General features: G+C 63.2%; 6 protein-coding genes. 3 read left to right on the top strand and 3 right to left on the bottom strand.

The window, feature by feature from the left end; genetic code table 11:
- Positions 1-91: 91 nt before the first annotated feature.
- Positions 92-307, bottom strand: a complete 216-nt coding sequence (locus tag ACE3OV_RS16650; protein WP_374328612.1) for a hypothetical protein — start codon at positions 305-307, stop codon at positions 92-94.
- 366 nt (positions 308-673) lie between these two features.
- On the opposite strand from ACE3OV_RS16650, the gene ACE3OV_RS16645 reads away from it, so the two are divergent.
- Positions 674-3,337, top strand: coding sequence for an ATP-binding protein (locus ACE3OV_RS16645; protein WP_374328611.1), 2,664 nt, complete (start codon positions 674-676; stop codon positions 3,335-3,337).
- A gap of 173 nt (positions 3,338-3,510) precedes the next feature.
- On the opposite strand, the gene ACE3OV_RS16640 is transcribed toward ACE3OV_RS16645, so the two are convergent.
- Positions 3,511-4,437, bottom strand: a complete 927-nt coding sequence (locus ACE3OV_RS16640) for a response regulator (protein WP_374328610.1) — start codon at positions 4,435-4,437, stop codon at positions 3,511-3,513.
- Entirely contained in the window at positions 4,424-7,804 is a 3,381-nt protein-coding gene (locus tag ACE3OV_RS16635) for an ATP-binding protein (protein WP_374328609.1), read from the bottom strand. The genes ACE3OV_RS16640 and ACE3OV_RS16635 overlap by 14 nt, the downstream gene beginning before the upstream one ends.
- Before the next feature lie 269 nt (positions 7,805-8,073).
- Here ACE3OV_RS16635 and ACE3OV_RS16630 point away from each other — a divergent pair, with 269 nt between their 5' ends.
- Together ACE3OV_RS16630 and ACE3OV_RS16625 are read left to right on the top strand one after the other, a co-directional pair.
- Positions 8,074-11,103, top strand: a complete 3,030-nt coding sequence (locus ACE3OV_RS16630) for a CHASE domain-containing protein (RefSeq protein WP_374328608.1) — start codon at positions 8,074-8,076, stop codon at positions 11,101-11,103.
- An 897-nt stretch (positions 11,104-12,000) separates the two neighbouring features.
- Positions 12,001-15,369: a DUF2126 domain-containing protein gene (locus ACE3OV_RS16625; RefSeq protein WP_374328607.1), complete on the top strand. Its 3,369-nt coding sequence runs from the start codon at positions 12,001-12,003 to the stop codon at positions 15,367-15,369.
- The last annotated feature ends 26 nt before the right edge of the window (positions 15,370-15,395 follow it).

Here is a 15,395-nt window from a genome sequence, read left to right as displayed (position 1 = left end):
GCCGCGGCAGAGGTCTTGGCAGTGCACGATGTTGTCTTGCCTGAAATTGCGGGGCCGGTCCAACCGGCGGCTTCTCCTCCCGCTGCCCTGATCAGGCTGCCGGCCTGCACTCGGCCGGGCTGAGCGCATTGGCCTTGATGAAGATATCCCATTCATCGGGATCGAGTTCAAGGCTTTCCGGCTCACCGGCGATGTCTACCGCAGCGAGAAAATAGCCTTCAGCGTCGACAAACTCCTTGACGGAACGAACGGTGACTTCAGGAAAGCCTCTGCCGGACTTCCAGATTCCTGTTGCGGGTTTTGCCATGGTGGGGACTCCTGGGTTAGGGGCGGGGACGTGGTAAGCATTGCCATAAAAGTGACTGTCTCGGGGCAGGGAAGTTCCGCAGAACTAATCGGGTCTGTCTCCCCCAATTCTTGTTGCCGTTCGCTGCTCCGTGAAAGCTTTTCCTTGAACGGCGAGCAAGTTCTCGATCACTGACGTTCTCCGATTTCCTCGTCTTCTACGCGCCAGAAACGGATATGGAGTTTGACAGCCTCATCGGGCTGCAAGCGGCCTACATTGCTTCCGCGATCGAAGCGATTCTCGAAGGATTTCCGGCACTCACAGAAGTCGTTCCCGAAACGACGGACATATAATGAAATCATCTATGCACACTGATGAGTGATCGTCTTGTCCTTCGACTTGAAAAAATCGTGGCAAATCCTTGACCGCTCGCTATTTGGCAAGGTGCTGGCGGGTCTTGCCATACTGATCACCGCGAGTATTGCCTTGACCTTCAAGATCGATTCAGACGCATCGGACAAGCGTACTTCCGATCAAGAAAAAGCCCATGTCGAACGCCATGTTTTGACCCTGATTGCCCGAATTGCCGACATCGAGGGCGACTTGCGTCTCATCGCCAACAATTCCCATCTGCAACGATGGTTCAATCAAGGCGATCGGCGGGAGATCGCCGATCTGGCCAGCGATTTCTCAAGCTTCGTTAAGGCCAAGCAGGTCTACGATCAGGCACGCTATATCGATGAAAATGGCATGGAGCGGGTTAGGGTCAATCTGCTTGCAGGCGATGCCAAGATCGTTGCTGAGGACAAACTGCAAAACAAGGGAACGCGCTATTTTTTTACTGACACCATGCAGCTTGGCCCAGGCGAAGTTTTCATTTCCCCCTTTGATCTCAACATCGAAGGTAACCAGATCGAGGTTCCCTACAAGCCCATGATTCGTTTGGCCACGCCCTTGTTCGATAACCAAGGCCAGCGACGCGGCATCGCCATCCTCAACTATCTAGGCAACGATCTCATACAGCGCTTGAATTCCGACGTCGAAGACGGAACGAGCTTCATTGAACTGCTCAATCGTGACGGCTACTGGCTCAAGAGCCAGAAGCCGGAGCAGGAATGGGGGTTCATGTTCAACAGCCAGCATACCTTCGCCGCCGACCATCCGGCGGTATGGCGAGAGCTACAAGAAAAACATGCTGGGCAAATGCAAGTCGATGGAACGCTCTGGACCTGGGTGCGTATCTATCCACTGCGCGGGGACATGCGTAGCTCGAGTGGAACGCCAGAAGTTGCCGGTGTGAGCAGGGCGGCGCTCGCTGCATCCGAGTATTACTGGACAGCCGTCAGCCAGAAAAACAAGGGAATCTGGGCGCTAGAGCGACGCACGAGTCTCATGCTCTACAGCGGGCTCTGGCTGGCGGCCATGATGCTGATAGCAGCCGTTAGCTGGATGATTGCGCTTCGCGAGGGAAGGCTGAACTTGGCGCGTCTGGTCGCGGAAAACGCCACAAAACGATCAGAATTGCTGCTTACGTCAGTCGGAGACGGCATCTGCGGCGTAGACACCACTGGCAAGACCATTTTTGTCAATCCTGCGGCACGCCGTTTATTCGGCTGGTCCGAGGAAGAAGGGATCGGTGTCGACCTGCACGCATACACCCATCATCACCATATCGATGGCACCCCCTACGCGGCAGTTGATTGCCCGATTTATGTAACCTTGCAAGATGGTGCGCCGCAAGAAACTATAAAGGACTGGTTCTGGCGCAAGGATGGCTCCCCCTTTCCTGTCGAATTTACGGCTATGCCAATCACAGAAGGTGGCAAGATCATCGGTGCGGTCACCGTCTTCCGTGATATTTCCGATCGCGAGGAAGCGGATCGCCTTTTGCGGGAAACCAAGGAACGTCTCGAAGCAGCAGCATCGGCTGGAATCGTCGGCGTATGGGATTGGGACATCCCGAACAATCGGTTCGTTTGGGACAAGGTGATGAACCATTTGTACGGCATCGACGAAAACACCCGCGCCGATGACGCTTACCAGGTCTGGAGCAACGCTCTTCATCCAGAGGATAAGGACTATGTCATCGGTGAAGTTCAGGCGGCTCTGCGGGGCGAGATCAGCTATGCCCCGGAATTCCGAATCATCGCGCCCGACGGCCGCATTCGCCATATCAAGGCTCAAGGACGGGTGACCTTCGATGAACACGGCAAGCCGCTACGCATGATCGGAGTCAATTACGACATCTCCGAGCAGAAGAACATCGAGGCCATGCTTAAGGAAGGCATTGCCAAGCGTACTCAGGAACTGCAAAAGGCCCTGCAAGCGGCCGAAGTCGCCAACATTGCCAAGACTGCGTTTCTGGCGAACATGAGTCATGAGATGCGCACGCCGTTGCATCAGATCGCAGGACTGACCCAACTTGTTCAGCGCGACCCGCTGACGCCAAAACAAGTCGAATATTTGAGCAAGTTGGATATTTCCTGTCGAAACCTGACGACGATCATCGACACCATCCTGGAACTCACCCGTATCGAAGCCGGTCAGTTCGATATCGTCCCAGTTCAGTTTAGTCTTGGGGAGTTATTGAATACCGCCATCAGCACGATTCAGGCAAAGGCGGAAGAAAAGCATCTATGCGTGTCGGTGGAAGTCGATGGAGTTCCAGAACGATTAGTCGGTGACCGAAAGCTTGTCCTGCAGGCGCTGCAAAATTATCTGGTGAACGCGATCCGATTTACCGAGGTCGGAAGTGTGACGGTCCGCGTAGAACTGCTCACCGCAGTTGGCGAGAACATGCTGGTTCGCTTCGCAGTCGAGGACACTGGGATGGGTATCGCTCCTGATGATTTGCCTCGATTGTTCTCCATCTTCGAGCAGGCGGATATGTCCACCACACGGAAATTCGGGGGGATCGGACTCGGTCTGGCGATGTCGAAGAAGATTGCCGAGGTGTTGGGCGGCTACGCGGGATGTGACAGCAAGCCAGGAGAAGGCAGCACGTTCTGGTTTACGGTCAGGCTGACGGGAGCGGCTGCGACAACTCGTTGATCGCTAAGCAGCCAGAAGAATTACTGATGTCATCAGGCCACTTAGGTCGATAGTTCGCATTCAGTCACGGTACCGAACGGCTGCACCAATCAGCAACTTGCCGCCCGCTCCCTCGCCGGTGAAGGTCACTCGAAGGGCGATTCGAGCCTTTCGATTCCAGCCCACTTCCCCGTTCAACTCCCCCGCATCTTCCCCAACGCCAGGTTCGCCGCCGCCGTCCGCGTTTCCACCCCGAGCTTCTCGTAAATGTGCTCCAGGTGCTTGTTGACCGTGCGCGGGCTGCTGCCGAGGATGTCGCCGATGTCCTTGCTGGTTTTGCCCTGCACCACCCAGTAGAGTACCTCGGCTTCGCGCTGGGTGAGGCGGAAGGCGGCGATCAGGGATTCGACGGCGGAGGCGTCGTTTTCCTCGCGCAGGACGACCAGCCATTCGTCGTCGCCGGTCTGGTCGTGGAAGGAGGCGAGCAGGCGCTTGTTGCCTTGGGCGGTGAGCAGCGGCGCCGGTTCGCGCTGGTCGCGGCGGGCGGCGTTGGCGGCGGCGATCCAGGCGAGCAGTTCTTCCGGGGCGACGGTTTCCGGGTTGGCGAAGTAGGCGTTGAGCAGGTCGCGGGCGAGCGGCGTCTGCCAGACGATCTTGCTGTCGGCGGCGCGCACGGCGACGGTGGCCTGGCCGAAGGCGTCGAGCGCGCTGCGCGCCTGCTTCATCTGGCGGGCGTTCTGCATGTGCGCGGCGATGCGCGCCAGGACTTCGGCCGGGCGGATCGGCTTGGTCACGTAGTCGGCGCCGCCGGCGGCGAAGGCGGCGACGACGTGTTCGGTTTCGGTGAGGCCGGTCATGAAGACGATGGGGATCTGTTGCGTCGCGAAGTCGGCCTTCAGCCGGCGGGCGACTTCGAAGCCGTCGATGCCGGGCATCAGCGCGTCGAGCAGGATGACGTCGGGCAGGCTCTGGCGCGCCCGCTGCAGCGCCGATTCGCCGTTGGTGGCGACGAGCACGGTGTAGCCGGCTTCATCCAGTGCGTCATGCAGCAGCGAGAGGTTCTCGGGGACGTCGTCGACGATCAGGACGATGTCGGAGATGGCGCGGTCAACGGGGTTCATGGGCCGATTTTCTCAGGATTTCCTTCATTGCGTCGAACTGGAACTGGCGCGCCAGTTCGCGCAGGACGCGGACGAATTCGCCGTGGCGGGGGTCGAGCTTTTCGATCTCGGCGAGCTGGTTGAGGATGCCGCGCAGGTAGCCGAGGTTGATCGCTTCTTCCAGCGCGCTGACCTGCCCGGCGTCCGGGGCGACCAGCGGCAGCGGCTCGGCCGGTGCCGGGGCGGGCGGCGGCGTGTCGGCGGTGACCCATTCGAGGTCGAGTTTGCGGCCCAGCCAGTCGAGCAGTTGATTGACCTTGAGCGGCTTGACGATGAAGTCCTCGGGGGCGATGCCGACATCGTTGTCCAGCCCCTTGTCGAAGGCGTTGGCGGAGAGGATGGCGAGCTGGGCGTCGGTGAGGCGCTGCTGGCGGATGCGGCGGATCGTCTCCCAGCCGTCGATGCCGGGCATGCCGAGGTCCATGAAGACGAGGTGCGGCTTGACGCGCGGGATGACCTGCAGCGCCTCGTAGCCGCTGGCCGCCTGGTCGACGATGAAGCCGAGCGGTTCGAGCACGCTCTGCAGCATGTCGCGGTCGACCTTCTCGTTGTCGACGACCAGGATGCGCCGACGCACGCCGACGTAGCCGATGCGGTTGAGCCGGGGCAGTTCGCGCGCCGCCTGCGCCGAATGCACCTGCGGCAGGAAGAGGCGGATGCGGAACAGCGTGCCTTCGCCGGGCGTGCTCGAGACCTGCATCTCGCCGCCCATCAGGTCGGTCAGCATGCGGGCGATGGTCAGGCCGACGCCACTGCCGCCGGCCTGCACCGTGCTGCCGCGGACGAAGGGCTCGAAGATGCGTTCCATATCCTCGGCCGGGATGCCGGGGCCGGAGTCGCGGATTTCAAAGACGGCCATCTCGCGCCGGCATTCGACCTTGAATTCGACGCCGCCACGCACGGTGAACTTGACCGCGTTACCGAGGATGTTGATCAGGATCTGGCGCAGCCGTTTCTCGTCGGCGCGCACCACGGCGGGCAGTTCGCCGGCCGGCCGGTAGTCGAACGAGAGCCCCTTGTTGCGCGCCTGCAGCTCGAACATGCCGACGATCTGCTGCATGAAGTCGGGGAAGTCCATCGCCTTGACCTCCAGCGTCAGCTTGCCGCCTTCGATACGGGCGATGTCCAGCGTTCCTTCGATCACCGACAGCAGGTGGTCGCCGGACTTGCGGATGACGCTGACCGCCTGCTTGCGCTGGGGCGGTACGTCGGGGTCGGCGTCGAGGATCTGGGCGTAGCCAAGGATGCTGTTCAAGGGGGTGCGCAGTTCGTGGCTGATCGCCGTGATGTAGCGGCTCTTCGCCTGGTTGGCGGCGTCCGCGACTTGCTTGGCCTTCTGCAGCGCCTCGTCGGTGCGCTGGTGCGATTCGATTTCCAGCAGCAGCAACTGCGTCTGGCGGTTCGATTCCTCCTGCGCGACACGCCGGCTTTCCTGGGTCAGCACCATCCACCAGGCGCCGACGCCGGAGAGCAGCAGCAGCGCGGCGAAGGTCTTGACGAAGGTTTCCTGCAGCGCGGCGACCATGCCCGGGTTGCCGTCGCCGAGCATCAGGAGTTCGTGGGTGTACAGCACGCCGAGGACCAGCGCCAGGATGGGCACGATGCCGAGCATCAGCAGCAGGTAGTGGCCGAGGCCGGTTTCCAGGTAGGGCAGGGCGGCTTTCGGCAGCAGCCGGGCGAGCAGCGCGTGCCACTGCGCGGCGAGGCTGGCCTGCGGCTTGCAAAGATCGTGGCAGCGCGCGTCGAGCGAGCAGCACAGCGAGCAGATCGGCCCCTGGTAGGCCGGGCAGTGGGCCATGTCTTCGGCCTCGTACTCGCGCTCGCAAATCGCGCATTTATGTGAGTCGAGGGCAACATTGGCCGGCCGCGCCAGGTAGTAGCGGCCACCGGTGCGCCAGGCAATCAGCGGCGAGATGACGAAGGCCGTCGCCATCGCCACGAAAGGCGCGTAGGGCTGGATGCCGGCGCCGAACAGGCCGCTGAAGGCGGCCACCGAGAGCAGCGAGGCGGCGGCCATGGCGCCGACGCCGACCGGGTTGATGTCGTAGAGGTTGCTGCGCTTGAACTCCATGCCTTTCGGCGACAGGCCGAGCGGCTTGTTGATGACGAGGTCGGCGACCACCGCCGCCATCCACGAGATGGCGATGTTCGAGTAGAGGCCGAGCACCTGGCCGAGTGCCTGGAAGACGTTGAGCTCCATCAAGAGCAGCGCAATCGCCGTGTTGAACACGACCCAGACGACGCGCCCCGGGTGGCTGTGCGTCAGCCGGGCGAAGAAGTTGGACCAGGCGAGCGAGCCGGCGTAGGCATTGGTGACGTTGATCTTCAGTTGCGAGACGATGACGAAGATGGCGGTGACGGCAATGGCGAGTGTCGTGTTGTCGAAGACGTGGGAAAAGCCGATCAGGTACATCTGGTTGGGGTCGACCGCTTTGTCCGCGGAAAAACCGTTGCGCAGCACCAGCCAGGCGAGCAGCGCGCCGCCCAGCATCTTGAGGATGCCGGGCACCACCCAGCCCGGCCCGCCGACGATCACGCCGAACCACCAGCGGCCCCGGTTGGCGGCGGTCTTTTCGGGCATGAAGCGCAGGTAATCGACCTGTTCCCCCATCTGGGTCACCATGGCGATGCCGACGGTCAGCGCTGCACCAAAGAGGTGCGGATTGAAGCTGCCGCCGTTGCCCTTTTCGCCGGCATAGGCGAGCAGGCCGCTGAACGCATCGGGTTCTTCCATCAGCACGAAGACGTAGGGCAGCACCAGCAGGAAGAGCCACAGCGGCTGCGTCCACGCCTGGAAGCGGCTGATCGCGGTGACGCCGTGGGTGACCATGGGGATCACCACCAGCGCGCAGACCAGGTAGCCCCAGGCCGGCGGCAAGCCGAAGGCAAGCTCCAGCGCATAGGCCATGATCGCTGCTTCGAGGGCGAAGAAGATGAAGGTGAACGAGGCGTAGATCAGCGAGGTGATGGTCGAGCCGATGTAGCCGAAACCGGCGCCGCGCGTCAGCAGGTCCATGTCCAGCCCGTGTTTGGCGGCGGTGTGCGAGATCGGCAGGCCGAGCAGGAAGATGATCAGCCCGGTCGCCAGGATCGCCCAGAAGGCGTTGATGAAGCCGGCGTTGACCAGCATGGTCGCGCCGACCGCTTCGAGCACCAGGAAGGAGGCCGCGCCGAAAGCGGTGTTGGCGACGCGCAGCTCCGACCACTTGCGGAAACTGCGCGGCGTGAAGCGCAGCGCGTAGTCTTCGAGCGTCTCGTTGGCGACCCAGGTGTTGTAGTCGCGGCGGATCTTGATGATGCGTTGGGCTGGGGCGTTGTTCCGGTTCATGCGCCGGCTTGAAGCAGGTTTTGTGCCCTGAACTTTTGTGGCCTGCTCAGGGTCAGTGGCACAGTGTTATGCCAATTGTCGTACTGGACGAAACGGGTGCGTCGTAAGACACTGGTGCTGTGCGACCAGGCCAGCCTTGCGGCTGGCGCCGTGCGGCTTCCGGTGTCGTTTTATTCAACAGTCTGGCTTTTCCGGGGCGTTGCCCTGCTGGAGCCTGCCTTGTGACTGGAGCAGATTTGCCGATCCATTCCTTCGCTGCGCGGGAATCAATGACGCCGGGGCCAAGCCGTCGGGGCTTCCTGCATCCGGAAGTGCTGCCCTGGATCGTGCTCGGACTGATCCTCTCGCTGACCTTCGTTGCCTGGTATCTGGCCCGCGCAGCCGCGACCCATCAGGCCAGCGAACGCTTTCTCTACCGCGCCGAGAAGGAACGCGATTACATCCTGCAGCGGATGGCAGCGCACGAGCAGGTGTTGCGCGGGGCAGCGGCCTTTTTTGAGGCCAGCGATCAGGTCAGCCGCGAGGAATGGCAGCGCTATCTGGAGCAGCTGAAACTCGACGCCATCCTGCGCGGCGCGCTCGGGGTGGGGCTGACGCTGATGGTGGCGCCCGCCGACAAGCCGGCTTTCGAGGCAAGGCTGCGGGCCGAGGGCTTTTCGCCCCACCAAATCCGCCCGCCGGGCGCGCGTGACCAGTACAGCGCCATTTTCTATCTCGAACCGCAGAGTGCGCGCAACCGGCGGGCAATCGGCTACGACATGCTGAGCGACGCAACGCGGCGTGCGGCCATGGAACAGGCGCGCGACAGCGGGCAGCCGGTGCTGACCGGCAAGGTGATCCTCAAGCAGGAGCCGGACGGGCCGGATCGGCAACCGGGTTTCCTGATCTACCTGCCGGTGTACCGGGCTGACTTGCCGCGCGACACCGTTGAACAGCGGCGCTTGGCGCTGACCGGCTTCGTGTTCAGTCCGTTCCGGGCCGGCGATCTGCTGGGCGACATCATGGCCAGTCGGGAAAAGGATATCGACTTTTCGCTGTTCGACGCCAAGGTGGCCCCGGAAAACCTGCTCTACGATGGCCGGGCGAATGGCGGGGCAAGCGCCGGCCGGCACTTTGTCGAACTGCCGCTGGACCTGGGCGGCCACCGCTGGATCGCGCAGTTCCAGAGTCGCTCCGAGTTCGATGTGGCATCAACCAGCCATCTGCCCGTGAGCATTGCCGGTTACGGCCTGTTGCTGGGGCTGATGATCTTCACCCTGCTTTACAGCAATGCCCGCTACAACCGGCGGGTCGAATCCATCGCCCACCGCTTGCGGGAAAGCGAGCAGTCGCTGCGCAGCGTCCTCGACAATTCACCGGATGCTGTGTTCATCGCCCGTCCCGACGGCCATTACGAATACGTCAATCAGCAGGCCGGCGAGTTCGTCGGCTACACGAGCGCCGAGTTGCTGGCCATGGATATTGGCGGGCTCTCCCCGAATGGCCTGATCGAGGCGCACCACCGCATCTTCGAGCGTATCGTCGGCGAGGGGCACTGTTTTACCGAAATCGAACTGCGGCGCAAGGATGGTTCGACCGCCTTTGCCGAAATGAGCGCGGTCCTGCTGCCTAACGGCAACATCCTCGGCCTGTGCCGCGACATCGCTGGCCGCCGTCAGGCGGAGCAGGCCGTGCTTGCCGCCGAGCGCAAATTCCGCGGCCTGATCGAGCAATCGCTGGTCGGCGTCTACATCATCCAGGATGGCCGTTTCCCCTATGTCAATCCGCGGTTTGCCGAGATGTTCGGCTTTGCCAGTCCGGACGAGGTGATCGGCCGGGTTGCCGTCAGCGAGCTGGTGGTGCCGGAAGCGCGGGACACGGTGGCGGACAACCTGCGGCGGCGGACCAGCGGTGAAGTCGAGGCGATCAATTATTCCTTCGTCGGTCAGCGCCGGGACGGCAGCCGGCTCGACGTCGAAGTCTATGGCCGGGTGATGGAGCATGAAGGCCGGCCCGCCGTCATCGGTGTGCTGCTCGACGTTTCCGAGCGCAAGCGGGTGGAAGCCGAGCTGGAGCGGAATCGCCTGCATCTCGAAGACCTGGTTGCTGCCCGTACCCACGAACTGTCGGTGGCCAAGGAAGCCGCCGAAGCGGCCAACCGGGCAAAGAGCAGCTTCCTCGCCAACATGAGCCACGAATTGCGCACGCCGATGAACGCCATCATCGGCCTCACCGGCATCCTGCAGCGCCGTTACGACGATCCGGCGCTCAGCGACAAGCTGAGCAAGATTGCCGGGGCGGCCAATCACCTGCTGCATCTGCTCAACGACATCCTCGACCTGTCGAAGATCGACGCCGAGCGGCTGACGCTGGAGCGCGTGCCCTTCCGCTTCGGCAGCATTCTGGCCGATGTCGACAGCCTGATTCACGAGCGCCTTGAAGCACGGCATCTTGTGCTGAACCGCCATATCAATCCGGAGATTGCCAGTCTGGAACTGATCGGCGATCCGCTGCGCCTGCAGCAGATCCTGCTCAACCTGCTGACCAATGCCGTCAAGTTCACCGAACGGGGCGGCGTGACGATCAGTACCGTGGTCGAGGCGGAAGGCCGGGACGACATCACGCTGCGGCTGAGCGTCGAGGATACCGGGATCGGCATCGCGGCCGATGCCGTACAGCGGATTTTCGAACCCTTCGAGCAGGCCGACAGTTCAACCACGCGCCGCCACGGCGGCACCGGCCTCGGTCTGGCCATCTGCAAGCGCCTGGTCGAGCTGATGGGCGGCAGGATAACGGTGGAGAGCACGCCCGGCGTGGGCAGTCGCTTCAGTTTCGTGCTGTGTTTTACCAAGGCCGCGGCCACGGCGCTCCATGCGGCACCGGTGACCATCGGCGGCAGCGAAGCCGAGGTCTTGATCCGGCAGCGTTACCGCGACCGGCGCATCCTGCTGGTCGAGGACGACCCGATCAACCAGGAGGTTGCCCGCGAACTGCTCGGAGAATCGCTCGGCCTGCCCGTCGATGTTGCCTCGGACGGCGCCGAGGCGGTGAGCAAGGCCGGCGCTTCGTCCTATGACCTGATCCTGATGGATGTCCAGATGCCGGTCATGGACGGCCTGAGCGCGACCCAGGCCATCCGCCAGCTGCCCGGTTATACGACGACGCCGATCCTGGCGATGACCGCCAATGCCTTCGTGGACGACCGGCGCCGTTGCCTGGCCGCCGGGATGAATGATTTCATCACCAAGCCGGTTGATCCGGATGTGCTGTTTCTGGTGATGCTGCGGTGGTTTGAGCGGGGAATTGGCACTCGCGTCTGAGGCGCTGTTTTTTGCGCCCGACGCGCGGGCGTGTGTTTGGTTTTCTGATGCGCCGGGTTCCGCCGTTGACCGGCGGGCGTACTTTCTTCTTGTTTCGCCAAGAAGAAAGTAGCCAAAGAAGAAGGCGACCCTAGGTCGGCGCCCGCTGCGCGGGTTCCCTGCGCTACTCGGGCAGTCGGGCGGCTGGCTAAACTCGGCCCTGCGGGCCTCAGACAACGCCAGCCGAAGGCCCCCGACTACCCTGCGTTGCTCGGCGCCTCCCAAGGGGCCCGGCAAACCGAGCGGAACGGAAAAAGAGAAGGTTTAACCCTTGGCCGTGCAGCAGAGACGCCTTTCGGGGCCCCCATGTGGAGCGCCGAGCAACGGAGAAGGGCCGGGGGAGGTCGGCGAGCACTGTCTGAGCCGCGCAGCGGCGAGTTGCGCAGCCGCCCGGCCCTTCGAGTAGCGCAGGGGAGTCGGCGCAGCCGACCGCGTAACCTGGGGTGGCTTTTTCTTTGGCTACTTTCTTTTTTCCACAAAAAAGAAAGTACGCCCGCCGGTCAACGGCGGAAAACAACGGTTCAGTAACTAAAAAGGCCCGCGCGTCAGGCGCGGAAAACGGCGCATCAGAAACCAAAGCCGCCCGCTGAAGCTCAAGGGAAAACGAGCGCTTCAGCAACCGACCTCGCCACCAACGAGCAACAAGAAACCACGCATCAGCAAGCCGCCCCACTCATGAACCAAGATCGCCCATCCGCCTCCCCGCTTCCAGCATGAGCGCACCATCCTGGTGCCCCGGCCCCGACATCAAGCCTTCATCAAGTGCGCCGCACAATCCCGCTCAATAAAAATCAACGCCTTGCAAGCTGGTTCGCCTCTTGCTTTTAAGCTGCCAAACAAACTCCCCGGAGCCTACCCGTGTCCAAACACGTCGCACTGAGCCACGTCACCAAGTACAAATACGACCGTCTGATCAATCTGGGCCCGCAGGTCATCCGCCTGCGGCCGTGTCCGCATTCGCGCACGCGCATCCTCTCCTATTCGCTGAAGGTCGGGCCGGACCAGCATTTCATCAACTGGCAGCAGGATCCGCAGGGCAACTACCTGGCCCGCCTGGTGTTCCCGGAGAAGACCCGCGAGTTCAGTTTCGAGGTCGATCTGGTCGCCGAGATGTCGGTGATCAACCCCTTCGACTTCTTCCTTGAGCCGCATGCCGAGGAGTTTCCGTTCGATTACGAGGCCTGGCAGCGCCACGAACTGACGCCCTACCTGTACAAGGTGGCGGGCGGCGAGCTGTTCGACAAGTACGTGGCGGCGATTCCGCGTGAGAAGAAGCGCAGCGTCGATTTTTTGGTTGGCCTGAACGCGCAGTTGCAGCAGGAGATTGGCTACACGATCCGGATGGAACCGGGGGTGCAGACGCCGGAGGAAACGCTGACCAAGAAGACCGGTTCGTGCCGCGATTCGGCCTGGCTGCTGGTGCAGATCCTGCGCCATCTGGGCCTGGCGGCGCGTTTCGTTTCCGGTTACCTGATCCAGCTCACGGCGGATGTGAAGTCGCTCGACGGCCCGTCCGGGCCGGACGCCGATTTCACCGACCTGCACGCCTGGGCCGAAGTCTATCTGCCGGGCGCCGGCTGGATCGGTCTCGACCCGACTTCCGGGCTGTTCGCCGGCGAAGGCCATATTCCGCTCGCCTGCACGCCGGAGCCGGCGTCCGCGGCGCCGGTCACCGGCGCCATCGACGAGTGCGAGACCGACTTCGAGCATCACATGCAGGTCACCCGGATCTGGGAAGCGCCGCGCGTCACCAAGCCGTATACCGATGAGCAGTGGGTCGAGATCGAAGGCCTCGGTCACCAGATCGACGACGAACTGCTGCGCATGGACGTCCGCCTGACCCAGGGCGGCGAGCCGACCTTCGTTTCGGTAGACGATCCCGACGGCGCCGAATGGAACACGGCGGCGATGGGGCCGACCAAGCGCCTGCTGGCCGCAGACCTCTTCCATCGCCTGCGCGAGAAATACGCGCCGAACGGGCTGATGCACTTTGGCCAGGGCAAGTGGTATCCCGGCGAGCAGTTGCCGCGCTGGTCGCTGAACTGCTTCTGGCGCAAGGACGGCGAGCCGGTCTGGAACAACCCGGCGCTGTACGCCGACGAGCGCAAGGATTACGGCGTCAGCGCCGAGCAGGCCGGGCAATTCCTCAAGCGCGTCGCCGAGCGCCTGGGCGTCACCGGCGACCATGTCTTCCCGGCCTACGAGGACGTCTATTACTACATGTGGCGCGAGCGCCGCCTGCCGGGCAACGTGGATCCCTTCGATTCACGGGTCGACGACGCGCTCGAACGCGCCCGGCTGATGAAGGTGTTCACTCAGGGCATGACCCATGTCGTCGGCCACACCTTGCCGATCATGAAGAACGTCCGCAACGAATGGCAGACCGGGCCGTGGTTCCTGCGCGCCGAGCGCTGCTACCTGTTCCCCGGCGATTCGGCGATGGGTTACCGGCTGCCGATCGACTCGCAGCCGTGGACGGCGCAGAGCGACTACCCCTACGTCAACGTGCCGGATGCTGAAACGGCGACCGATCCGCTGGCCAGCTACGCCGCGCTGCGCGCCCGCGTCAGCGGCGAGGCCGGCGCCCGCGTGCCGCAGATGCAGGCGCGGCGCAGCGGCGCGCCTGGCGCGGAAGGATTGGCCGACGGCGAGGGCCGGACCCGGCCGTGGGAGAAGCCGACCGACACCGTCCCCGGTTTCAAGGAATCGGCCGCCTGGATCACCCGCCTGGCAATGTGCGCCGAACCGCGCGACGGCAAGCTCTACATCTTCATGCCGCCGACCCAGACGCTCGACGACTACCTGGAAATCGTCACCGCCGTCGAGGCGACCGCCGAGGAAATGCGCCTGCCGGTCATCCTCGAAGGCTACGAGCCGCCGTCCGACCCGCGCCTGACGCATTTCCGCGTCACCCCCGATCCCGGCGTAGTCGAGGTCAACATTCACCCGGCGAAGAGCTGGGACCAACTGGTCGACCAGACCACGCACCTCTACGAGTCGGCCTACTACTCGCGCCTGACCACCGAGAAGTTCATGCTCGACGGTCGCCATACCGGCACCGGCGGCGGCAACCACTTCGTGCTGGGCGGCGCGACGCCGAACGATTCGCCCTTCCTGCGCCGGCCGGACCTGTTGAAGAGCCTGATCGCCTACTGGCACAACCATCCGAGCCTGTCCTACCTGTTCTCAGGCCTGTTCATCGGCCCGACCAGCCAGGCGCCGCGCGTCGACGAGGCGCGCAACGACTCGCTGTACGAGATGGAAATCGCCTTCAAGCAGATTCCCAATCCCGGTGGTGTCGTCCAGCCCTGGTTGATCGACCGCATCCTGCGCAATCTGCTGATCGACGTCACCGGCAACACGCACCGCGCCGAGTTCTGCATCGACAAGCTGTACTCGCCGGACGGCCCGACCGGCCGCCTTGGCCTGCTTGAACTGCGCGCCTTCGAAATGCCGCCGCACGCGCGCATGTCGCTCGCCCAGCAACTGCTGCTGCGCGCCCTGATCGCCCGCTTCTGGCAAACGCCGTACAGCCCGCCCAAGCTGGCGCGCTGGGGCACCGAACTGCACGACCGCTTCATGCTGCCGCATTTCGTCGAGCAGGATTTCGCCGACGTGATGGAAGACATGAACCTCGCCGGCTTCGCCTTCAAGAAGGCATGGTTCGCGCCGCACTTCGAATTCCGCTTCCCGAAGTACGGCGATTTCGCGGTCAAGGGCATCGAGTTCGAACTGCGCCACGCGCTCGAACCCTGGCACGTGATGGGCGAGGAGGGCTCGGCCGGGAGCACGGTGCGCTTCGTCGATTCCTCGGTCGAGCGCGTCCAGGTCAAGGTCACCGGCATGGCGCCGGACCGCTACGTGCTGACCTGCAACGGCGTTGCCGTGCCGCTGCAGAACACCGGCAGGAATGGCGAGTTCGTCGCCGGCGTGCGTTACCGCGCCTGGCAGCCGGCGTCCTGCCTGCACCCGACGATCGGCGTCCATGCGCCGCTGGTGTTCGACATCGTCGATACCTGGATGCAGCGTTCGCTGGGCGGTTGCCAGTACCACGTCGCTCACCCGGGCGGACGCAATTACGACGTCTTCCCGGTCAATTCCTTCGAAGCCGAGAGCCGTCGGCTGGCGCGTTTCTTCCGCTTCGGCCACACGCCGGGACGGATGGTCGCGGCGGCGCCGGAAGTCAGCGCCGAGCACCCGTTTACGCTAGACTTGCGCCGTTTTTAACCGGTCAGGCCGCGGCTTTCCGCGGC

The sequence above is a fragment of the Azonexus sp. genome (assembly GCF_041909095.1).
Taxonomy (GTDB): domain Bacteria; phylum Pseudomonadota; class Gammaproteobacteria; order Burkholderiales; family Rhodocyclaceae; genus Azonexus.
This window is presented reverse-complemented; position numbering and strand designations above follow the sequence as displayed.